The organism is Streptomyces sp. LHD-70, from assembly GCF_031157275.1.
Taxonomy (GTDB): Bacteria; Actinomycetota; Actinomycetes; order Streptomycetales; family Streptomycetaceae; genus Streptomyces.
The window spans coordinates 456,595-477,485 of sequence record NZ_JAVIFW010000001.1 but is presented as its reverse complement, the minus strand read 5'-3'; the positions used below and the strand labels follow the sequence as shown (position 1 = coordinate 477,485).

The following is a 20,891-nucleotide window of genomic DNA, read 5'->3' as shown; positions in this document are numbered from 1 at the left end:
CACGCCCTCGCGAACCCCCTTGCAAATGGGGTGCGTTGAGCAACCATTGGAACTGGTTCTAGTTATAGTGGCCGTCGGGCCAGGACGTGTACCTGGTGTGCGCCCAACCGCAGGGGGATGTCCTGATGACGACGGAACCGACGGTGATCGAGCACGGCGGCGGGGTGTGGAGCATCAAGGTGCCCATCCCGGACAACCCGCTCGGCCACACGCTCGTCCATCTCCTCGACACCGACCGCGGGCCCGTCCTCGTCGACACCGGCTGGGACGACCCGGACTCCTGGGACGCCCTGGCCGCGGGGCTCGTGGCGTGCGGAACGGCGGTCGAGGATCTGCACGGCGTACTCGTCACGCATCACCACCCCGACCACCACGGTCTCTCCGGGCGCGTGCGCGAGGTCTCCGGCGCGTGGATCGCCATGCACGCCGCCGACGCCCATGTCGTACGCCGCACCCGCGCGCAGGAGCCCGCCCGCTGGCTCGACTACCTCGCCGGGAAGCTCGCCGCCGCCGGGGCGCCCGACGAGCACCTCGCACCGCTGCGCGCGGCCCGCTCCTCCGGCCGCCTGCGCACCCTGCCGGGGCTGAACGCCGCCCTGCCCGACCGGGAGATCGTCCCCGGCGAACTCCTCGACCTCGCGGGCCGCCGCCTGCGCGCGATCTGGACGCCTGGCCACACCCCGGGCCACGTCTGCCTGCACCTCGACGAGGAGCACCCCACCGGGCAGCCCGGCCGCGGCAGACTCTTCTCCGGCGACCACCTGCTGCCCGGCATCACCCCGCACATCGGCCTGTACGAGGACCCGGACGACGCCGGTGCCACAGTGATCGATCCGCTCGGCGACTACCTGGACTCCCTGGAGCGGATCGGCCGACTCGGCGTCGCGGAGGTGCTGCCCGCGCACCAGTACGCGTTCACCGACTCCCGGGCCCGCGTCGAGGAACTCCTCGGCCACCACGAGGCCCGCCTGCGCGACCTGCGCGAACTCCTCTCCGCCCCGCTCACGCCCTGGCAGATCGCCGAGCGCATGGAGTGGAACCGCCCCTGGGCCCAGATCCCGCACGGCTCCCGCAACATCGCCGTCTCCGAGGCGGAGGCCCACCTGCGCCGGCTCGTGAAACTGGGGCTCGCGGAGGTTGTGCCGGGGAGCGAGCCGGTTTCGTATCGGGCCGTGTGAGGGTCTCTGGGGGCCGGGGTTCTTTTCTCCCCGCCCCGCCCCTTCCCGAAAGACTGCCGTCGGCGTCGTCGTTCGGCTGCCGCGCCGTCGTGGCCGATCGCGCCCCGCGGCGGAGCCGCAAGTGTCACAGCCCCGCGCCCCTAAAAACCAGCCCCTCCGGCGTTTGAGATGGGGGTCCCCCCTGTTCGAGCGAAGCCGAGAGCTTGGGGAGGGGTCTGGGGCGGAGCCCCAGTTCGGGAAGGGGCGGGGTGGGGAGAAGAGAGCGGCCCGGCCGCCCTGGGTGACCGCCCGGTACAGTGGCCGGGTAATCACACGCCCGTACGGGGGGAAGCCGGTGGAAAACGGCGCTGACCCGCAGCCGTGAGCCGAGCGCGAGCACAAGCACGAGCCCGCTTCGGCGAGCCGGAACGCCCCGCACAGGCGTGCGCTCCCCGTCGCACCGTCGAGGTATCCGGAGCCGGAGCTCGGTCCCCCGCGCGGGCCCGCGCCCCTGCTCCCCGCAGGAGAGGCACCCGCCCCGATCATGAACGTTCGCCGCAGCGCGGCCGCCGCCGCTGCCACCGCAGTGCTCCTCACGGCCGCCGTGCCCGCCGCCCACGCAGCGGAGACGCCCTCGCCCAGCTCCTCGGCGGCGCTGCCGTCCGGCCTGTACGGCGACAAGGACCCGAAGTTCGACGGCGTCTTCCGGCAGTCGTACGCGCTGCTCGCGCAGGACTCCGTCGGCGTGAAGCCCGCGCGGAAGGCGGTGGACTGGCTGACCGGCCAGCAGTGCGACAGCGGCGGCTTCGCGGCGTTCCGGGCCGACCCGGGCGAGGCGTGCGACGCGAAGACGCAAGTCGACTCCAACTCCACGGCCGCCGCCGTACAGGCGCTCAGCGCGCTCGGCGGCCAGGACGCCACCGTGAAGAAGGCCGTCGGCTGGCTGAAGTCCGTGCAGAACCAGGACGGCGGCTGGGGCTACAACCCCGGCCTGCCCAGCGACGCCAACTCCACCGGCATCGTCGTAGGCGCCCTCGTCGCCGCCGGGGAGAAGCCGGCCGAGGTCACGTCGCAGAAGGGCAAGTCCGCGCACGACGCCCTGCCGAAGCTCGCGCTCCCCTGCGGCAAGGGCGAGGACGGCGCGTTCGGCCTCGCCGACATGAAGACCGGCAAGCTCGCCCCCAACGCCGACGCCACCGCGGCGGGCGTACTCGGCTCCCTCGACAAGGGGCTCGTGGTGAAGCCCGCGGCCGAGGCGGCCGAGCCCGCGAAGTGCGCCGCCCCGAAGGACGTGGCGCAGGCCGCGAAGAACGGCGCCGCGTACCTGGCCGGGCAGCTCGCCGAGAACGACCACCTCACGTCCGCGCTGCCGGGCTCCGAGAACCAGCCGGACTACGGCAACACGGCGGACGCCGTCGTCGCCCTGTCCGCGGCCGGCCTCGGCGACCAGGCCGAGAAGTCCACGGACTGGCTGCAGCAGCACGCCGCGAAGTGGGCCAAGGACAACGGCCCCGCCGCGTACGCCCAGTTGATCTTCGCCGCGCAGGCCGCGGGCGCGAACCCGAAGGACTTCGGCGCGACCGACCTGGTCCGCTCCCTCAACGCCACCGGCCCCGCCCCGCAGCAGGAGGACGCGGCGGCCGAGGAGAAGAAGGACGACGACAGCGGCCTCAGCCCGTGGTGGGTCATCGGCGTCTTCTTCATCGCCAGTGTCGGGTTCGGGTTCCTGCTGAGTGGTCGTAACAAGAAGAACCAGCTGTGAGAGGACCGACGAAGAAGGGCGCGCGCCGGACGGGCTGGATACTCGTCCTGCTCGTCTCGATCCTCTGCGCCGCCCCCGCCAACGCCCACGCCGCCGGCTACCGGTACTGGTCGTTCTGGTACCACCAGGACGGGGCCTGGCAGTACGCGACTCAGGGGCCGTCGTCCGCCAAGCCCGCCGACGGCGACGTCGAAGGGTTCCGGTTCTCCGTGAGCGCCGACTCGAAGGACGCCGCCAAGCCGCGCGGCGCCACGGAGTTCGGGCGGATCTGCGCGGACACCCCCGCCAAGGACGGCGCCAAGCGCGTCGCCCTCGTCCTCGACTTCGGCACCGCGAAGGACGCCCCGAAGGGCGAGACCCCGCCGAAGCCGCGTACCGCCTGTGCGCAGATCCCTGAGGACGGCACCTCCGCCGAGGCGCTCGCGGACGTCGCCGAGCCGTTGCGCTACGGCAGCGACGCCCTGCTGTGCGCCATCGCCGGGTATCCGGCGTCCGGCTGCGGCGAGCAGGTCGCGGAGGGCGGCGCGGACGGCGGCGAGCGGGAGGCCGCACCCCTCGGCTCGAAGGACGAAGGGCCGTCCGTCGGGGTGGTCGCGGGCGTGGCCGCAGCACTGGCACTCGGCGGCGCCGCCCTGTGGCAGGCCCGCCGTCGCCGCGGCTGAGGCCGGGTACCGGATGTTCGCGGAGAAGGCCACCGCGCGCCGCGGCCTGCTCGCACCCGAGGCGAACCGCAGCAACGCCCTGCACCCGGGCGCCTGGTGGGTGTGGGCGCTCGGCCTCGGCACGGCCGCGTCGCGCACCACCAACCCGCTGCTGCTCGGGCTGCTCGTGGGCGTCGCCGGGTACGTGGTGGCGGCGCGGCGCAGCGAGGCTCCCTGGGCGCGCAGTTACGGCGCGTTCGTGAAGCTCGGCCTGTTCGTGCTCGGCATCCGGCTCGTCTTCGCCGTCTTCCTCGGCTCCCCGATCCCCGGCTCACACACGCTGTTCACGCTTCCCGACGTCGATCTGCCCGAGTGGGCCCAGGGCGTCCGGATCGGCGGCCGGGTCACCGCCGAAGCGCTGGTCTTCGCGCTGTACGACGGTCTGAAGCTGGCCACGCTGCTGATCTGCGTGGGCGCCGCGAACGCCCTCGCCAACCCGGCGCGGCTGCTGAAGTCCCTGCCGAGCGCGCTGTACGAGGCAGGTGTCGCCGTCGTCGTGGCCCTCACGTTCGCGCCGCAGCTGATCGCCGACCTGCAGCGGCTGCGCGCCGCCCGCCGCCTGCGCGGCCGCGCCGACCGTGGCGTACGCGGGCTGCTCCAGGTCGGACTCCCGGTCCTGGAGGGCGCGTTGGAGCGTTCGGTGGCGCTCGCGGCGGCGATGGACGCGCGCGGCTACGGCCGTACCGCCGCCGTACCGCCCCTCGTCCGGCACACCACCTCCGTGCTCACGCTCGGCGGCCTGATCGGCATGTGCGCGGGTACGTACGGACTGCTAGCCGCCGAAGGCGCCTCGTTCGGGCTTCCCCTGCTGCTCGTCGGCGTCGGGGCCGCGCTCGGCGGGCTCTGGCTCGGCGGCCGGCGCAGCGTGCGCACCCGCTACCGGCCGGACGTCTGGGGCGTGCGCGCCTGGCTCGTGTCCGGTTCGGGCGTGGCCGTCGCGGCCCTGATGATCTGGTTCGCCTCGACCGATCCCGCGGCGCTCGCGCCCGGTGTCGTCCCGCTCGTCGCGCCGACGCTGCCGCTGTGGCCCGCGGCCTGCGTCCTGCTCGGCCTGCTCCCGGCGTTCGTGGCGCCCGCGCTGCCCCCGGTATCCGCCCCCGTTCCCGCCCCGACTCCTCGGAAGGAAGCCCGATGATCCGCTTCGAGGACGTCTCCGTCACGTACGACGACGCGGCCGCGCCGACCGTCGCCGGGATCGATCTCGCCGTGCCCGAGGGCGAGTTGGTGCTGCTCGTCGGCCCGTCCGGAGTCGGCAAGTCGACTCTTCTCGGCACGGTCAGCGGGCTCGTCCCGCACTTCACGGGCGGCACCCTGCGCGGCCGCGTCACCGTCGCGGGCCGGGACACCCGTACGCACAAGCCGCGCGAACTCGCCGACGTGGTGGGCACAGTGGGCCAGGACCCGCTCTCGCACTTCGTCACGGACACCGTCGAGGACGAACTCGCGTACGGCATGGAGTCGTTGGGCCTCGCCCCGGACGTGATGCGGCGCCGCGTCGAGGAGACCCTGGACCTGCTCGGCCTCGCCGACCTGCGCGAGAGGCCCATCGCCACGCTCTCCGGCGGCCAGCAGCAGCGGGTCGCCATCGGCTCGGTCCTCACCCCGCACCCGGAGGTCCTGGTCCTGGACGAACCGACCTCGGCCCTCGACCCGGCGGCGGCCGAGGAGGTCCTCGCGGTCCTGCAGCGCCTGGTCCACGACCTGGGTACGACGGTCCTCCTCGCCGAACACCGCCTGGAACGGGTAGTGCAGTACGCGGACCAGGTTCTGCTGCTGCCCGCACCGGGCGCGTCCCCGCTCCTCGGCACCCCGGCGGACATCATGGCGATCTCGCCGGTGTACCCGCCGGTGGTGGGGTTGGGCCGTACGGCGGGCTGGGAGCCACTGCCGCTTACGGTGCGGGATGCGCGGCGGAGGGCGGACGCGTTGAGGGAGCAACTCGCGGACTGTTCTGCCCCGTTGTGGGCAGCTGGTCCGCCAGGGGCGATGGGGGTCCCCCCTGCTCGAGCGGAGTCGAGAGCTTGGGGGAGGGTGGGCACAACCCCCGGTGCCGGGCACACTTCGCAACGGGCCTCCAGGTGGCCAACCTGGCTCAGCAAACGTCGAGGGCAACGCACCCCGGCCAAGGCCACCCCCGCAGCCGTAACAGAAAACCTCGCGGTGCGGCGGGGCCGCGTAGAAGCCCTCCACAAGGTGGACCTGAAGGTCGCCCCCGGCGAAACCCTCGCCCTCATGGGCCGCAACGGCGCCGGAAAATCCACCCTCCTCAACACCCTCGTAGGCATGCTCGAACCCTCCACGGGTTCGGTACGAGTCGGCGGAGCCACCCCGCACAGGACCGCCCCCCGCGACCTCATCCGCCACGTCGGCCTCGTACCGCAGGAACCACGCGACCTGCTGTACGCCGAGACCGTCGCCGCCGAGTGCGCCTCCGCCGACCACGACGCGGGCGCCGCGCCCGGCACCTGCCGCGCCCTGGTCAGCGAGCTGCTGCCCGGCATCGCGGACGACATCCACCCCCGCGACCTCTCCGAGGGGCAGCGCCTCACGCTCGCGCTCGCCGTCGTCCTGACCGCGCGGCCCCCGCTGCTGCTCCTCGACGAGCCGACGCGCGGCCTCGACTACGCGGCCAAGGCCCGCCTGGTCGAGCACCTCCAGGGCCTCGCCGACGCGGGGCACGCCATCGTGCTCGCCACGCACGACGTGGAGCTCGCGGCCGAACTCGCCCACCGCGTGGTGATCCTGGCCGACGGCGAGGTCGTCGCGGACGGCCCGACCGCCGACGTGGTCGTGTCGTCCCCGTCGTTCGCCCCGCAGGTCACGAAGATCCTGGCGCCGCAGAAGTGGCTGACGGTCGCGCAGGTCGAGGCGGCGCTGGGGAGCGACCGGTGACCGGCGGGGGTTTCGCGCGTCAGACCCGCGCCGTCCGCCTCGGCCCCAAGTCCGTGTGCGCCCTGCTCCTGGTGAGCGCGATCGGCGTGGCCGCGTTCGGCTGGCCGCTGCTCGCCGACAGCACCTCGGGCGTGACCGCGCACGCGCAGGACGCGCCGTGGCTCTTCGCCGCACTGCTCCCGCTGCTCGTCGGGGTGGTCGCCGCGACCATCGCGGAGTCGGGGCTCGGCGCGAAGGCCGTCGCGATGCTCGGTGTGCTCGCCGCCGTGGGCGCCGCGCTGCGCCCGCTCGGCGCGGGCACGGCCGGTCTTGAGCCGATGTTCTTCCTGATGATCCTGGCCGGGCGGGTGCTCGGTCCCGGCTTCGGCTTCGTGCTCGGCGCGGTCACGATGTTCGCGTCCGCGCTCCTGACCGGCGGCGTCGGACCCTGGATGCCGTTCCAAATGCTGACGATGGGCTGGGTGTCGATGGGCGCGGGCCTGCTCCCGGGTCCACGACTCCTGCGCGGCCACGCCGAGTTGGCGCTGCTCGCGCTGTACGGGGCGGCGGCGTCCTTCGGCTACGGCTTCGTGATGAATCTGTACGGCTGGACCATCGTGCCCGGCCTCGCCTCCGGCATCTCCTTCCAGCCCGGCGACCCGCTGCACGAGAACCTGGTCCGCTATCTCGCCTACTGCGTGGCCACCTCACTCGGCTGGGACCTGGGCCGGGCGGCGATGACGGTCGTCCTGACCCTTGCCATCGGCTCGACCGTCCTGAAGGCGCTGCGCCGGGCCACCCGCCGGGCCGCTTTCGAGGCGCCCGTCACATTTTCGGGCCCCACCGTCGAGGCCCAGGTCACAGTGCGCGAACAGCTTCCGTAGACACGTCCTCACGGTACGTAACGGAATCCGCTCGATGAGGGTGAGCCCCCGCACAGGACCTTGGTCCTCTACTACGCCCCCTAGTAGGGCCTGGACCATGATCCACGGACCCTCTGAAACGGGGCCTGAGCTGCACTGATGCCTCCCATATCAGGACTAGGGACTTTTCGCCCCACATGCGACCACAACTAGTAAAAAGGGGCATTGCGGCGACGTAACAGCCCTGCTTCTCTGGATGACGTCGCAGGGCGCCACGACCGCATCGGTCACGGCGCCTGTGCATTGCCCCCGCCGCTCCCCCGAACGGCACCGGCATGCCTGCGGCCCCCCTGTCCCCGTTGGAAGGCCCTCCGTGACCGTCTCCGCTCTCCGCCGCATCGCCACCCCGAAGAAGACCATCGCCGGTGCCGCCGTGGCACTCGCCGCCGCCGGCATGGCTCTCTCCTCGGTCCCGGCCCACGCCGCCGCTCCCGCGGCCGCCCCGGCCGTTGTGGCTCCCGCTGCCGCCGGGTCCCCGAAGGAGATCGCGAAGAAGATGATTCCGGACCAGGCCCAGTACGCCGCGTTCAGCAAGATCGTCTCGCACGAGAGCGGCTGGAACCCCTCCGCCTCCAACTCCTCGTCCGGCGCGTACGGCCTGGTCCAGGCCCTGCCCGGCTCGAAGATGGCCTCCGCCGGCTCGGACTGGAAGACCAACCCCGCCACGCAGATCAAGTGGGGCCTGGACTACATGAACGACCGCTACGGCAGCCCGGTCGAGGCCTGGAACTTCTGGCAGGCGAACGGCTGGTACTGAATCGCTGGCCGCTTGTAGCCCGGTTTTGGCCGCACCCCGCCAGGGGTGCGGCCAAACTGCGTAGCCCGGCCAAATCCAGCCCCTCCGGCGTTTGAGGAGCGGGGGCCGGGGGCGGAGCCCCCTGGGGGTGCGGCCGTCGAGGGTGCTGCGGTCGAGGGTGCGCCTAAAGCCGCTGCAAGATCGTCGCCGTGGCCAGCGCCCCGCCCGCGCACATCGTGACCAGGGCGAACTCCTTGTCCCTGCGCTCCAGTTCATGCAGGGCCGTCGTGATCATGCGGGCCCCGGTCGCGCCCACCGGGTGGCCCAGAGCGATCGCGCCGCCGTTGACGTTGACCTTCTCCAGGTCCTGCTCGAAGACCTGCGCCCAGCTCAACACCACTGAGGCGAACGCCTCGTTGATCTCGACCAGGTCGATGTCCTTCAGCGACATCCCCGCCTTGCCGAGCACCGCGCGCGTCGCGTCGATCGGCCCGTCGAGGTGGAAGTGGGGGTCCGAGCCGACCAGGGCCTGCGCCACGATCCGCGCCCGCGGCTTCAGCTTCAGGGCGCGCGCCATCCGCTTCGACGCCCACATGATCGCCGCCGCACCGTCGGAGATCTGCGAGGCGTTGCCCGCCGTGTGCACGGCGGTCGGCATCACCGGCTTCAGTCCGGCGAGCCCCTCCATCGTCGTGTCCCGCAGGCCTTCGTCCCGGTCGACGAGGCGCCACATGCCCTGGCCCGCCGCCTGCTCCTCCTCCGTCGTCGGGACCTGCACGGCGAAGGTCTCGCGTTTGAAGCGCTCCTCGGCCCAGGCGATCGCGGCCCGCTCCTGCGAGATCAGCCCGAGCGAGTCGACGTTCTCGCGGGTCAACCCCCGGTTGCGGGCGATACGTTCGGCCGCCTCGAACTGGTTCGGCAGATCCACGTTCCACTCGTCGGGGAACGGCTTTCCGGGACCGTGCTTGGACGCCGCCCCCAACGGCACCCGCGACATGGCCTCCACGCCACAGCTGATCCCGACGTCCATCACCCCGGACGAAATCATGTTCGCGACCATGTGACTGGCCTGCTGCGACGACCCGCACTGACAGTTGACCGTCGTCGCGGCCGTCTCGTACGGCAGGCCCATGGTGAGCCACGCCGTACGCGTCGGATTGGCGGACTGCTCCCCCGCCTGCGTGACCGCACCGCCGACGATCTGCTCGACGCAGTCGGGCTGAATGCCGGTGCGGGCGAGGAGTTCGCGGTACGTCTCGCCGAGCAGATAGGCCGGATGAAGGTTGGCGAGCGCGCCTGCGCGCTTGCCGATCGGGGTGCGTACGGCTTCGACGATGACGGGTTCCGCGGCCATGAGCCAGTCCTCTCCTCGCACATCTCGCCCGTCCCGGGGGCGATCCCGGCACCCCGCCATGCGACTCGCAGGCACGGACAGACAGAACTAGTACGCGTTCTAGTTCTGTGAGCAGTCTTATGAGTGCCCCCCGCCCACCGCAAGGGTCTTGCACGGACCGCGTGCACAGCGCGTACGCAACAGATGACGCCGAGGGCCTTGCCAGTTGTAGAACCCGTTACTACCTTTCCGGCATCTCCTGATGGGCCGTCAGAAATTCGCCGCCGACACGTTGCACCTCGCGTCGTACGACACTGGAGTTGCCGATGCCCTGTCCCGCGCTGCCCGACGGGTTCGACGCCACCGACCCCGACCTGCTGCAGAGCCGCATCCCGCACCCCGAGTTCGCCGAGCTCCGGCAGACCGCGCCGGTGTGGTGGTGCCCCCAACCGCGAGGCATCACGGGCTTCGACGACGAGGGCTACTGGGCCGTGACACGGCACGCCGACGTCAAGTACGTGTCCACGCACCCCGAGTTGTTCTCCTCGAACACCAACACCGCCGTCATCAGGTTCAACGAGCACATCAACCGCGACCAGATCGACGTCCAGAAGCTGATCATGCTCAACATGGACCCGCCCGAGCACACCCGGGTCCGCCAGATCGTGCAGCGCGGCTTCACACCCCGCGCCGTCCGCTCCCTCACCGACGCCCTGCGCCTGCGCGCCCGCGCCATCGCCGACGAGGCCGGGCGGAGCCTTTCCGCCGACGGCTCCTTCGACTTCGTCACCCGCGTCGCCGTGGAGCTCCCCCTCCAGGCCATCGCCGAACTCATCGGCGTCCCCCAGGAGGACCGGGCCCGCATCTTCGACTGGTCGAACAAGATGATCGCGTACGACGACCCCGAGTACGCCATCACCGAGGAGGTCGGCGCCGAGGCCGCCATGGAGCTCATCGGCTACGCGATGAACATGGCCGCCGACCGCAAGCAGTGCCCCGCCAAGGACATCGTGTCGCAGCTGGTCGCCGCCGAGGACGAGGGAAATCTGTCGACCGACGAGTTCGGCTTCTTCGTGCTCCTTCTCGCCGTCGCCGGCAACGAGACCACCCGTAACGCCATCAGCCACGGCATGCATGCCTTCCTCACCCACCCCGAGCAGTGGGAGCTCTACAAGCGCGAGCGGCCCTCGACCGCCGCCGAGGAGATCGTCCGCTGGGCCACCCCCGTCACCGCCTTCCAGCGCACCGCCACCCAGGACACCGAGATCGGCGGCGTACCGGTCAAGGCGGGCGACCGCGTCGGCCTCTTCTACTCCTCCGCCAACAACGACACCGAAGTCTTCGACCGGCCCGAGCAGTTCGACATCACCCGCGACCCCAACCCGCACCTCGGCTTCGGCGGTGGCGGCCCGCACTTCTGCCTCGGCAAGTCCCTGGCCATCCAGGAGATCGACCTGATCTTCAACGCCCTCGCGGACGCCCTCCCCGACCTGCGCCTGGCCGACGACCCGCGCCGCCTGCGGGCCGCGTGGCTCAATGGCATCAAGGAGCTTCAGGTGACGGCCCGTTGACGCCCCACGCTGCCGGTCTTCGTGCGGTGTCGCCCTGGCAGTGGCCCCCGGCCGCGCGTAGAGCGTGACGCGCCCGCCGCGCACGGTCAGCGTGCGGCACTCCACGAAGTGCTTGCGCAGAGTGTCCCGTTTGGCCCGCTCGACGGCGTACGGGTCCAACGGCCGCCCGGCCGGATCGCGCAGGGCGACCACCGGGTTGCTCAGCACGACCGCGAGCTGCCGGACCGCGAGCACCGCCGCGACCAACCACAGCACCACCCGCAGCGCACCCGCCCTGCCGCCCGCCGCCGCGACACCGACCACTCCTGGTCCGGCGCCGCCCGCGGCCACTGCCCCACCCCGCTCCGCATTCGCCACGCTGTCGGCCTCCGCCCCGTTCGGTGTCCGTGTACGGATCCTATGAGCCTCTCGACCCGCCCCGCTGAGCCTGTGGATAACTCTCTGAAACGCCCCCCGCGCCCCTCGACAGACGCAGGTCAACCGGCCTGGTTGCGCAAATCGGGCGCGACAAAGATCACAAGACGGACGTGCCGCACGGCCCTTACCAGGCCTCTGCGACACTGGTGAGACGGGGTTTTCGCAGGTCGCGCAACGGACCGCGCACAGTACGTAATGCGGCAAGTGCCCCTATCTTCGGATCACATGTCATCTGCCACTCTCAGTCCGGCTGCGCCCGACTCCGCGCGGCCCTCCGAGGTCACCGTCACCGACCCCGCGATGGTCAAGCGCGCCGTGAAAGCTGCGGCTCTCGGCAACGCCATGGAGTGGTTCGACTTCGGCGTCTACAGCTACATCGCCGTCACGCTCGGCAAGGTCTTCTTCCCCTCCGGCAACCCGACGGCCCAACTCCTTTCGACGTTCGGCGCGTTCGCCGCGGCCTTTCTCGTACGGCCCCTCGGCGGGCTCGTGTTCGGCCCGCTCGGCGACCGCATCGGCCGGCAGAAGGTGCTCGCCCTCACCATGATCATGATGGCGGCGGGCACGTTCGCCATCGGCCTGATCCCCTCGCACGCGTCCATCGGCCTCTGGGCTCCCGCGCTGCTGCTGCTTGCGCGCCTGGTCCAGGGCTTCTCCACGGGCGGTGAGTACGCGGGCGCCTCCACCTTCATCGCTGAGTACGCGCCCGACAAGAAGCGTGGATTCCTCGGCAGCTGGCTGGAGTTCGGCACCCTCGCCGGCTACATCGGCGGCGCCGGTCTCGTGACCCTGATGACCGCGCTGCTCTCCACCGACGACCTGCTCTCCTGGGGTTGGCGCATCCCGTTCCTGATCGCCGGTCCGATGGGCCTCATCGGCCTGTACCTGCGGATGCGACTCGAGGAGACGCCCGCGTTCGCCGCGGAGCTGGACAAGGCGGAGGAAGCGCGCCCGAAGGTGAAGCTGCGCGAGATGGTCGTCGGGCAGTGGCGTGCGCTGCTGCTCTGCGTCGGCCTGGTCCTGGTCTTCAACGTCACGGACTACATGCTCCTTTCGTACATGCCGAGCTATCTGACGAGCGAGCTCAACTACGACTCCACGCACGGACTGCTCGTCGTGCTCGGCGTGATGACGCTGATGATGGTGATCCAGCCGTTCGCGGGCCGGCTCACCGACCGCGTCGGCCGCCGGCCCGTCATCGCCTTCGGCTGCGCGGGCTTCCTGCTCCTGTCCGTACCGGCGCTGCTGCTGATCCGCCAGGGCTCGCTCCTCGCGATCGCCCTCGGCATGGGCGCGCTCGGTCTGCTCCTGGTCTGCTTCACGGCCTCGATGCCGTCCGCGCTGCCCGCGCTGTTCCCGACCCGGGTGCGCTACGGCTCCCTGTCCATCGGCTTCAACATCTCCGTCTCGATCTTCGGCGGTACGACCCCGCTGGTCGTGACCGCGCTGATCGGCGCCACCGGCGATGTGATGATGCCCGCCTACTACATGATGGCCGCGGCCGTCGTCGGCGGTGTCGCCGTCTGGTTCATGACGGAGAGCGCTCGCCGCCCGCTGCCGGGCTCGGCGCCCGCGGTGGAGACCGAGGCGGAGGCCCAGGCGCTCAGGACCGGGGCTTAGCCCGCACGCGGATCAGCCGTCGGCCGCCGGGGCCTGTGCCTGCCAGGCGGTGAACAGCGGGACCGTGCCGCTGCCGTCGAGGACGACTATGCCGAAGGGCCGGTCGTACGCGATGTGTTCGATGTCCGTGGGCGGGCGGTAGGCACTGCCCAGGCGCATCGCCACAACCGTCGCCGCGGCCGCCTCCACGCCCTGCTCGGCGATCTTGACGACGGTCTCCTGCACGACTTGAGAGACGGCGATGTCCTCCGGTGAGAGGCCGGAGAAGTCCGCGGAGTCCCGGAACGCCTGCCGTACACCCAGCGCCTCCAGGTGCCGCAGGGCCTCGACGGTGGTGCGCAGCGACAACTTCGGCAGGGCGACCTGGATCGTGCTCGCGTCGATCCGGCGGCGCTGCTCGGCGGGTGCCCAGGCCAGCGGAAGCACCTGTGCGGGCTCCGCGCCGGGCGCCCCGAGCACGAACCTCACCTTGGCGGAGGCCGACGGCGAGGCTCCTGAACTCTCCGCAGCGGGCGCCGCGCAGGCCAGCTCCACCACGCGCGCGTCGGCGCCCGTGGACGTCACGTCCCAGGCATGGCCGCTCGGCACCGGACCGTGCATCGTCGCGACCTCGTGCTCCGCCCCCGACACGTCGGTGAACGGCTTCGGCCGCGTCGCCGAGCCCTTGAAGGGGACGGCCCAACGCGCCTTCAGCGCAAGGGCGTTGACGAGCACCAGCTGCGTGGCCTCGGTGATCCGCACCGGAAGCCGGGGCACGAGCCCGCCGGTCGCGCGGTCCACCCATGCGTCGATCCCGCCCGGGTCCATCGGCCCGAAGCCGATGTCGGGCAGCGCCTCGCGGTAGGCGCGGTAGACCGGCAGTCTGCTCCACACACCCGTGGCCACGGCCAGGGCGTCCGTACCCGCCAGGGCCCGCGCGCCCTCGGTCACCGCGCCGGCCGCCTCCTCACCGGCGACCCCGAGCAGCGCGCGCAACTCCGCTGCCGTCCCGCCCCTCGCCCCCGCCGCGACGGACGCCAGGGCCAGCCACAGGCCCGTGGGCGAACACGCGAAGTCCGTCCCGCCGCGGCCCAGATGCGGCAGCCAGCGCTCGGCCAGGCGACGCACCTCCGCCCCCGGCAGCACCTTCTCGATCTGCTCGGTCCGCTCGATCCGCTCGGCCATGACTCATCCCCCGTTCGCCATCGACGACTTGTGCGGCCAAGTATGCGAGGCCCCACTGACAATCGCCCTCGGGCCCGGGCCACGGCGGGAATTGCGTGACACGCGGCCCGCTAGACCTCGTGGTGGAATCCCACGTTCACGCTCCGCGGCCCGGTTCTGTCCTCGATGACCACCTCGCCGGACCCGCCCGCGGGCAGCGCCACGCTCCCGCCGTACGGCAGGTCGTGCGTGACGCCGCCGGTGACGAGGCGCACCCGCGACGACGGGTCCGGGTGCGAGCCCTTCAGCCAGCTCACGCTCCACGTCAGGTCCGGGCCGCAGCGGAATTCCAGGTGCGCGCGGGACACGAACAGCCAGTCCTCGGGCGGTACGAGCCGGCAGACGGCACCGTCGCGGCCCACGCGCAGCACGGCGCCCGGCGCGCTGTCCTCGTCGGCCATGAGCATGCCCGCCGTCGCGCCGGCGTCCGCCGCCGAGACCGAGGCCATGGTGAGTTCGAGCACGTACGGCTCCTTCAAGTCGCGGTGTCCTCCCGGGAGTCGGGAGGCTCGTCCGGATCGGGACGCGGTGGGGCGCGCCGCCGCATGATAGGTCGCGGCCACCTCCCGCGTACGTGACGCGGGGCACACGGGTGCGGTGGGGCGGGCGGCCTGCGAGAGGATGGCCCCATGAGCATCGTGAAGATCAACGCCCTGACCGTGCCGCAGGAGCAGCGCGAGGTCCTGGAGAAGCGCTTCGCCGCCCGCGCGGGCACCGTGGAGAGCGCCGACGGCTTCGAGTGGTTCGAGCTCCTCAAGCCGCTCGAGGGCACCGACCAGTACCTCGTGTACACGCGCTGGCGCGACGAGGCCGCGTTCCAGGCCTGGATGGAGGGCCCGATGAAGGCCGCTCACCAGGGCGGCGGGTCCGAGGGCGGGGCGGAGGGCGGCGAGCGCCCGAAGCCCGCGGCGACCGGTTCGACGGTGTGGACCTTCGAGGTCGTCCAGCAGGCCCCGCCGAAGCAGGCCTGAACCGACGGTGCCGACCGGGGGCGCCGCCCGACGCCCCCGGAATCCCGTTGCACGCGTGCGTGCCACCGGCCAAGGATCGGGCCATGACTTCCTGGACCGTCAGGCCCGAGCCGTACGACTCCGCCACCGCGGCCGCGCTCTGGCGCGCGTACTACACCGAGGTGAGCGACCGCTGGTACGTACGCGAGACCGGGCGCGGCACACCGCCCGGCGAGCTGGAGCGCGGCGTCGCGGCGGAGGGCGGCTCCGACCTGGCGCCGCCGTCGGGCACGCTCCTCGTCGGCTGGTACGGCGAGGTCCCGGGGGCCAGCGCGGGGCTGCGCCTCCTCGGCTCCGGGCGGGCCGAGCTGAAGCGGGTGTACGTGCACGGCGCGCTGCGCGGCAGCGGCGGGGGCACGGCCCTGATGACGGCCGCCGAGGAGGCCGCGCGGGACCTCGGGGCGCGTGAGCTGGTGCTCGACACCCGCCTCGACCTGGTGGAGGCACGCGCGCTCTACACCCGGCACGGCTTCCGGGAGATCCCGGCGTACGCGTCCGGCCCGTACAGCGAGATCTGGTACGGCAAGCAGCTCTGAGCCCGGACGGCAGGCGGCTCCGATCCCAGGACGGCAAGCAGGTCTGAGCCCGCCGCGCCGCCGGCGCCACTCCCACCACCCCCCTCCCCCTCCCCACCACCGAAAACGACCACCACGCGCGCGTGGTGCCCGAAACCAGCACCACGCGCGCGTGCCGAACCTCCGGGACGCCGGCCGGCCGGAGGTCAGCCCCGCCCCGCCCGCTGCTTCTCGATCTCCGTCATCACCCCGTCGTGCGGGCGCTCGCTGTCGGAGCCGCACAGTTCCGCGTTCAGCTCCTCGACGAGCTGGGCCAGGTCCGTGGGCCGCTCCGGGCCCCACCAGTCGCCGAGCAACTCGGCCAGGGACTCCTCGCGGGCCTTGGCGAGGCGGCCCGCCACCTCGCGCCCGGAGTCGGTGAGGACCAGGTCGAGCCCTTCGCGCAGGGCCAGGTGCCGCTCCTCCACCTGCCGTGCGGCGGCCTGCACCACGAGCAGCGGTACGACGCTGCGCTCGGCGAGCCGGGCCGGTTCCACGACCCCGTACTTCTGGATGCGAAGGAGCATCCAGCTCGCCGCCGGGAGCAGGTCGTACCCCGCGCGTGCGGTGATTTTCTCGTAGACCTCCTTGCGGCCCTCGCGCGTGCCGAGGACCGACAGGGCGCGCATCACCTCGTCGTGCGAGGACCGCTCGACGGGGTTGCTGGCGAGGGTCTCGGTGATCTCCGGGGCGGTGACCGAGCCGCGCAGCCGGTCCTCCTTGAGCAGCCAGGACAGCGCGAACGCGACCAGGGCGACCGGCGCCGCGTACAGGAAGACATCGGTGATCGCCGACGAATAGGCCTGCAGCGCCAACGGGTGGACATCGGGCGGGAGTTGGGTCATGGCCCGCGGGTCGGCCTCCAGGCCCGCGACGGTGCCGGGCGGCAGGTTCTGGCCGGTGAGAGCGGCGGTGAGCTTGTCGTCGAGGCGGCTCGCGAAGACCGTGCCGAAGATCGCGACGCCGAAGGAGGCGCCGATGGAGCGGAAGAAGGTGGCGCCGGAGGTGGCGACGCCTAGGTCCTCGTACGAGACGGAGTTCTGCACGATCAGGACGAGGACCTGCATGACCAGGCCGAGGCCGAGGCCGAAGACGAAGAAGTAGGCGCTCATCTCCCAGGTGGAGCTGGTCTCCGTGAGCTGGTGCAGGAGCAGCAGCCCGAGCGTGGTGACGGCGGTGCCGAGGACCGGGAAGACCTTCCACCGGCCGGTGCGGCTGACGATCTGCCCGGAGACCGTGGACGAGAGCAGCAGGCCGAGCACCATCGGCAGCATGTGGACGCCCGACATGGTCGGCGAGACCCCGTGCACGACCTGCAGGAACGTCGGCAGGTACGTCATCGCGCCGAACATCGCGAAGCCGATCACGAAGCTGATCACCGCGGACAGCGTGAACGTGCGGATCCGGAACAGCTTCAGCGGAAGCACCGGTTCCGCAGCCCGGCGCTCCACCGCGACGAACGCCACGAGCAGCACCACGGCCAGCGCCGAGAGCCCGATGATCTGCGCCGAGCCCCAGGCCCAGGTGGTGCCGCCGAGCGAGGCGACGAGGACCAGGCAGGTGGCGACGGAGGCGATCAGGAACGTGCCCAGGTAGTCGATGACGTGCCGCTGCGAGCGCACCGGGATGTGCAGCGCACCGGCGATGACGAGGAGCGCGATGACGCCGATGGGCAGGTTGACGTAGAACACCCAGCGCCAGGAGAGGTGGTCGACGAAGAGCCCGCCGAGCAGCGGTCCGAGCACGCTCGTGGCACCGAAGACGGCGCCGAACAGGCCCTGGTACTTGCCGCGTTCGCGCGGCGGGACGAGGTCGCCGACGATCGCCATCGACAGCACCATCAGACCGCCGCCGCCGAGACCCTGCAGCGCGCGGAAGCCGATGAGCTGCGGCATGTTCTGGGCCATGCCGCAGAGGGCGGAGCCGATCAGGAAGATCACGATCGCGGCCTGGAAGAGCTTCTTCCGCCCGAACTGGTCGCCGAGCTTGCCCCAGAGCGGGGTGGCGGCGGTCGAGGCCAGCATGTACGCGGTGACGACCCAGGACAGGTGCTTCATGCCACCGAGTTCGCTGACGATCGTCGGCAGCGCGGTGGACACGATGGTCTGGTCGAGGGCGGCGAGGAGCATGCCGAGCAGCAGGGCGCCGATGGACACGAGCACGCTCCCGTGACCGTGCTGCGCGCCGGGTGCGGCCGGGGTGCCGCCGGCCTTGTCCGTCGTCGTCATCGACGCCTCCTCGGGCCGCTACGGCGCAGCCGCCGCCGGGGCCGGGACCCCCGTACGGGGCCCGTCCACCCTCCATCGTGGGCGGTTCGGCCGGTTACGGCCCGTCGAGTGGCCGGGGAACGCCCTGTCTGCGGGGCCGGGGCCCTGCATAATCGCCACCGGTATGCCTTAGGGAGGGGGACCCGACGGTGAGCGCACTCAACTGCCCGCAGTGCGGTGTGCCGCGAACTGCGGACGGCGGCCCGGCCTGCGGCTGCACCCGGCGCACGGCGGACGCGCTGCGCGACACCCGCACCGCGGAGGCGGCCGCCGCCGAGGACTTCGACCTGCTGCGGCTGCGGCCCTACGTGTCGTTGCCGGACGCCCCCGAAGGCGAGGGGAACGGCAGGGACGCCTTCCCGGCACCCCCGACACCCCCCACGCCCCCGACACCCACCCCCACCTCGCTTCCGCCCCGCCCGGCAGGCGGCACCCCCACCGCACCCCTGCCCCGCGCGACAGGCGACACCCCGACCGAGGTCCGGCGCCGCCCCCGTCGTACGGCCCTGCTCACCGCCGCAGGCGCGGCCCTCGCCGTGATCGCCGTGACGGCCACGGCAACGGCCCTGCTCTCCGGCGAACCCGACCGCCGGCAAGCACTCCCGGACCACCGCACGACCACCTCGGCTCCGTCCCGTACGACGACATCGGCCCCGACGCGTACGCACACGCCGTCCGCGTCGCCGAAAGCCGCGGCCACCGCGTCGCGTTCGGGGGCGGAGCGGCCGACGCGCTCGGGGCCGCCGACCCGGACCGCACCCGTCACGTCGGCCCCGCCCACCGCTTCCGCGACGGGTTCGGTCGGCACGCCGAGGTCACCGCAGGCGCCGGTCCTGCGGGCGGGCGACGAGGGCCCCGAGGTGCGTGAACTGCAGGACCGGCTCAGGCAGCGGTACTTCTACGCGGGCCCGACGCACGGGAGTTATGACGTACTGGTCGAGGACGCGGTGACGCGCTACCAGTACGCGGAGGGGATCAAGGGCGACCCGCAGGGTGTGTACGGGCCTCGGACGCGCAAGGCACTGGAGGCGGAGACGCGGGAGCCGACGGCAGCGGGCGGGACCCACCGCTGACAACCCGAAGCCGACAGCAGCAGGCGGGACCCACCGCTGACAACCCGAAGCCGACGGCAGCAGGCGGGACGCCCCGCTGACAACCCGAAGCCGACGGCAGCAGGCGGGACCCACCGCTGACAACCGCAGGCGGACCACGGAACGCGTCGCCCGACCGTGATCCCGCAGGCCGAGCGGACTCCGCCCGCACCAGCCGCGGATCAGGCCCCGTGAACGCGGACCCGCAGCTCCCCCGACCCGTCCCCCGCCGCCTCGACGGCGATCTGGCGCAGGTCGAGGACGTGGACGTCGGGGCCGAACGCGGCGGCGCGCGGTCCGACGCCCACGACGCGCATGCCGGCCGCGCGGCCTGCGGCGATTCCGGCCTCGGAGTCCTCGAAGACGAGGCAGTCGGCGGGGTCGACGCCGAGTTCGGCGGCGCCCTTGAGGAAGCCCTCGGGGTCCGGCTTGCTCGCGCCCACGGACTCGGCGGTGACCTGGACGAGGGGCATGTCGAGTCCGGCGGCGCCCATGCGGGCCTTCGCGAGTGCGGTGTCGGCCGAGGTGACCAGGGCGTGCGGCAGCGCGGCGAGGGAGGCCATGAACGCGGGGGCGCCGCCGATCGGGACGACGCCTTCGACGTCGGCGGTCTCCTGCGCGAGCATCTCGCGGTTCTCCGCGTAGTTCTCGGCCATGGGGCGCTCGGGCAGGAGCACGGCCATGGAGGCGTAGCCCTGGCGGCCGTGGACGACCTTGATGACCTCGTCGAAGTCGAGGCCGTGCCGCTCGGACCAGCGGCGCCAGCAGCGCTCCACCACGGCGTCGGAGTTGACCAGCGTGCCGTCCATGTCGAGCAGGAGCGCGCGGGCGGTCAGAACGGTGGTGGGCGTGGCCGTCATCGGCATGCTCCTGGGCGGGGCGGCAGAAGAGTCAAAGGGCCCCGCCCGCCGGTCAGGGAGAACAGGCGGGAACCACTTTGTTCCCACACGATACAAAAAAGGGGCGGGTGCACGCCACCGCCCTGCCCGATTCCGGCACCGGCCCGCCCGCCCGAGCGGCGTCAGTGCAGGTCACGGCGCCACGGCCTCGTACAGACTGAATCCGGCGAGGGCGAGCATGGCCATCGCGGCGACCTTGGTGACGAGCCGCAGCGGTACGCGCTTCATCAGCGCCTGCCCCCCGAGGATGCTGATTCCGGCGACTGTCCAGAGGGCGAGCACCGCACCCAGGCCGACCGAGAGCGGATCGTCGTAGCGGGCGGCGAGGTTGGCCGTCATGATCTGGGTGAGATCGCCGAACTCGGCGACCAGGATCAGCATGAATCCCGCGCGTGAGACCTTCCAGAAGCCCTGGTTCTCGGGCTGCCGGATGCGCTCCTCGTCCTCGTCCTTCTTCATCAGGAGGATCAGCGCGCCGCCGAGGAAGAGCACGCCGGTGAGCGCCTGGACGATCCGGTGGGGCAGCAGCGTGAGGACACTGCCGGCCGCGATGGCGAGCGCGACGTGCACCACGAACGCAGCGGCGACCCCGGCGAAGACGTACGAGGCGCGATAGCGGGTGCCGAGCACGAGCCCGGCGAGCGCCGTCTTGTCGGGGAGCTCGGCGAGGAGGACGACGCCGAACACGAGCGCCGTGACGCTGAAGCTGATCAAGGGTCCTCAATCGGTCAGGCACGAAGGTCCGGCCTGGTCGGGCACGAAGGGCTCGCCCACGG

The 20,891-nt window shown here is 72.2% G+C and carries 18 protein-coding genes and 1 riboswitch; of the genes, 12 read left to right on the top strand and 6 right to left on the bottom strand.

Annotation, left to right across the window (positions count from 1 at the left end):
• Positions 1 to 125 precede the first annotated feature (125 nt).
• The 7 genes from RCO28_RS02100 (at position 126) to RCO28_RS02070 (ending at position 8,171) form a co-directional block, all read left to right on the top strand.
• Positions 126 to 1,178: an MBL fold metallo-hydrolase gene (locus RCO28_RS02100; protein WP_308939157.1), complete on the top strand. Its 1,053-nt coding sequence runs from the start codon at positions 126 to 128 to the stop codon at positions 1,176 to 1,178.
• Positions 1,179 to 1,502: 324 nt separating this feature from the next.
• A riboswitch (cobalamin riboswitch) is annotated at positions 1,503 to 1,591 on the top strand.
• Between the two features lie 110 nt (positions 1,592 to 1,701).
• Positions 1,702 to 2,919 (top strand): terpene cyclase/mutase family protein, encoded by a 1,218-nt coding sequence (locus RCO28_RS02095; protein ID WP_308939156.1) that lies wholly within the window; start codon positions 1,702 to 1,704, stop codon positions 2,917 to 2,919.
• On the top strand, positions 2,916 to 3,581 hold the full coding sequence (locus RCO28_RS02090; protein ID WP_374991076.1) for an SCO2322 family protein: 666 nt from the start codon (positions 2,916 to 2,918) through the stop codon (positions 3,579 to 3,581). The genes RCO28_RS02095 and RCO28_RS02090 overlap by 4 nt, the downstream gene beginning before the upstream one ends.
• 13 nt (positions 3,582 to 3,594) lie before the next feature.
• Positions 3,595 to 4,755: a CbiQ family ECF transporter T component gene (locus RCO28_RS02085; RefSeq protein ID WP_308939155.1), complete on the top strand. Its 1,161-nt coding sequence runs from the start codon at positions 3,595 to 3,597 to the stop codon at positions 4,753 to 4,755.
• Positions 4,752 to 6,512 (top strand): ATP-binding cassette domain-containing protein, encoded by a 1,761-nt coding sequence (locus RCO28_RS02080; protein WP_308939154.1) that lies wholly within the window; start codon positions 4,752 to 4,754, stop codon positions 6,510 to 6,512. Before RCO28_RS02085 ends, RCO28_RS02080 begins: the two co-directional genes overlap by 4 nt.
• Entirely contained in the window at positions 6,509 to 7,375 is an 867-nt protein-coding gene (locus RCO28_RS02075) for an ECF transporter S component (protein ID WP_308939153.1), read from the top strand. Before RCO28_RS02080 ends, RCO28_RS02075 begins: the two co-directional genes overlap by 4 nt.
• Before the next feature lie 352 nt (positions 7,376 to 7,727).
• Positions 7,728 to 8,171, top strand: a complete 444-nt coding sequence (locus RCO28_RS02070) for a transglycosylase SLT domain-containing protein (RefSeq protein ID WP_308939152.1) — start codon at positions 7,728 to 7,730, stop codon at positions 8,169 to 8,171.
• Between the two features lie 163 nt (positions 8,172 to 8,334).
• Here the strand turns inward: RCO28_RS02070 and RCO28_RS02065 are convergent, their stop codons facing one another.
• Complete coding sequence (locus RCO28_RS02065; protein ID WP_308939151.1) at positions 8,335 to 9,504, bottom strand: steroid 3-ketoacyl-CoA thiolase; 1,170 nt, start codon at positions 9,502 to 9,504, stop codon at positions 8,335 to 8,337.
• A gap of 305 nt (positions 9,505 to 9,809) precedes the next feature.
• Between RCO28_RS02065 and RCO28_RS02060 the strand changes: the two genes are divergently transcribed.
• Positions 9,810 to 11,054, top strand: a complete 1,245-nt coding sequence (locus RCO28_RS02060) for a cytochrome P450 (protein ID WP_308939150.1) — start codon at positions 9,810 to 9,812, stop codon at positions 11,052 to 11,054.
• 642 nt (positions 11,055 to 11,696) lie between these two features.
• Positions 11,697 to 13,091: a glycine betaine/L-proline transporter ProP gene (proP, locus tag RCO28_RS02055; RefSeq protein ID WP_308939149.1), complete on the top strand. Its 1,395-nt coding sequence runs from the start codon at positions 11,697 to 11,699 to the stop codon at positions 13,089 to 13,091.
• 12 nt (positions 13,092 to 13,103) lie between these two features.
• Here the strand turns inward: proP and RCO28_RS02050 are convergent, their stop codons facing one another.
• Positions 13,104 to 14,255: a serpin family protein gene (locus tag RCO28_RS02050; protein WP_308939148.1), complete on the bottom strand. Its 1,152-nt coding sequence runs from the start codon at positions 14,253 to 14,255 to the stop codon at positions 13,104 to 13,106.
• Positions 14,256 to 14,365: 110 nt separating this feature from the next.
• The gene (locus RCO28_RS02045) at positions 14,366 to 14,758 is read right to left on the bottom strand and encodes a hypothetical protein (protein WP_282535797.1); all 393 of its coding nucleotides are present in this window, start codon (positions 14,756 to 14,758) and stop codon (positions 14,366 to 14,368) included.
• 165 nt (positions 14,759 to 14,923) lie between these two features.
• On the opposite strand from RCO28_RS02045, the gene RCO28_RS02040 reads away from it, so the two are divergent.
• Positions 14,924 to 15,265, top strand: coding sequence for an antibiotic biosynthesis monooxygenase (locus tag RCO28_RS02040; protein ID WP_282535796.1), 342 nt, complete (start codon positions 14,924 to 14,926; stop codon positions 15,263 to 15,265).
• 83 nt (positions 15,266 to 15,348) lie between these two features.
• Positions 15,349 to 15,840, top strand: coding sequence for a GNAT family N-acetyltransferase (locus RCO28_RS02035; protein WP_308939147.1), 492 nt, complete (start codon positions 15,349 to 15,351; stop codon positions 15,838 to 15,840).
• Between the two features lie 185 nt (positions 15,841 to 16,025).
• On the opposite strand, the gene RCO28_RS02030 is transcribed toward RCO28_RS02035, so the two are convergent.
• On the bottom strand, positions 16,026 to 18,086 hold the full coding sequence (locus RCO28_RS02030; protein ID WP_308939146.1) for an MDR family MFS transporter: 2,061 nt from the start codon (positions 18,084 to 18,086) through the stop codon (positions 16,026 to 16,028).
• A gap of 188 nt (positions 18,087 to 18,274) precedes the next feature.
• Between RCO28_RS02030 and RCO28_RS02025 the strand changes: the two genes are divergently transcribed.
• Positions 18,275 to 19,198 carry a peptidoglycan-binding protein gene (locus RCO28_RS02025; RefSeq protein WP_308939145.1) on the top strand — a complete coding sequence of 308 codons (924 nt, stop codon included), beginning with the start codon at positions 18,275 to 18,277 and terminating at the stop codon, positions 19,196 to 19,198.
• 200 nt (positions 19,199 to 19,398) lie between these two features.
• Here the strand turns inward: RCO28_RS02025 and RCO28_RS02020 are convergent, their stop codons facing one another.
• The gene (locus RCO28_RS02020; RefSeq protein WP_308939144.1) at positions 19,399 to 20,076 is read right to left on the bottom strand and encodes an HAD-IA family hydrolase; all 678 of its coding nucleotides are present in this window, start codon (positions 20,074 to 20,076) and stop codon (positions 19,399 to 19,401) included.
• Between the two features lie 171 nt (positions 20,077 to 20,247).
• Complete coding sequence (locus tag RCO28_RS02015; RefSeq protein ID WP_308939143.1) at positions 20,248 to 20,829, bottom strand: TMEM165/GDT1 family protein; 582 nt, start codon at positions 20,827 to 20,829, stop codon at positions 20,248 to 20,250.
• Positions 20,830 to 20,891: the final 62 nt, after the last annotated feature.

Coding starts and splice junctions, on each gene's coding strand:
- RCO28_RS02065 (WP_308939151.1), bottom strand. CDS start 9,504: ATGGCCGCGGAACCCGTCATCGTCGAAGCCGTACGCACCCCGATCGGC.
- RCO28_RS02095 (WP_308939156.1), top strand. CDS start 1,702: ATGAACGTTCGCCGCAGCGCGGCCGCCGCCGCTGCCACCGCAGTGCTC.
- RCO28_RS02030 (WP_308939146.1), bottom strand. CDS start 18,086: ATGACGACGACGGACAAGGCCGGCGGCACCCCGGCCGCACCCGGCGCG.
- RCO28_RS02040 (WP_282535796.1), top strand. CDS start 14,924: ATGAGCATCGTGAAGATCAACGCCCTGACCGTGCCGCAGGAGCAGCGC.
- RCO28_RS02080 (WP_308939154.1), top strand. CDS start 4,752: ATGATCCGCTTCGAGGACGTCTCCGTCACGTACGACGACGCGGCCGCG.
- RCO28_RS02020 (WP_308939144.1), bottom strand. CDS start 20,076: ATGACGGCCACGCCCACCACCGTTCTGACCGCCCGCGCGCTCCTGCTC.
- RCO28_RS02050 (WP_308939148.1), bottom strand. CDS start 14,255: ATGGCCGAGCGGATCGAGCGGACCGAGCAGATCGAGAAGGTGCTGCCG.
- RCO28_RS02035 (WP_308939147.1), top strand. CDS start 15,349: ATGACTTCCTGGACCGTCAGGCCCGAGCCGTACGACTCCGCCACCGCG.
- RCO28_RS02085 (WP_308939155.1), top strand. CDS start 3,595: ATGTTCGCGGAGAAGGCCACCGCGCGCCGCGGCCTGCTCGCACCCGAG.
- RCO28_RS02060 (WP_308939150.1), top strand. CDS start 9,810: ATGCCCTGTCCCGCGCTGCCCGACGGGTTCGACGCCACCGACCCCGAC.
- RCO28_RS02100 (WP_308939157.1), top strand. CDS start 126: ATGACGACGGAACCGACGGTGATCGAGCACGGCGGCGGGGTGTGGAGC.
- proP (WP_308939149.1), top strand. CDS start 11,697: ATGTCATCTGCCACTCTCAGTCCGGCTGCGCCCGACTCCGCGCGGCCC.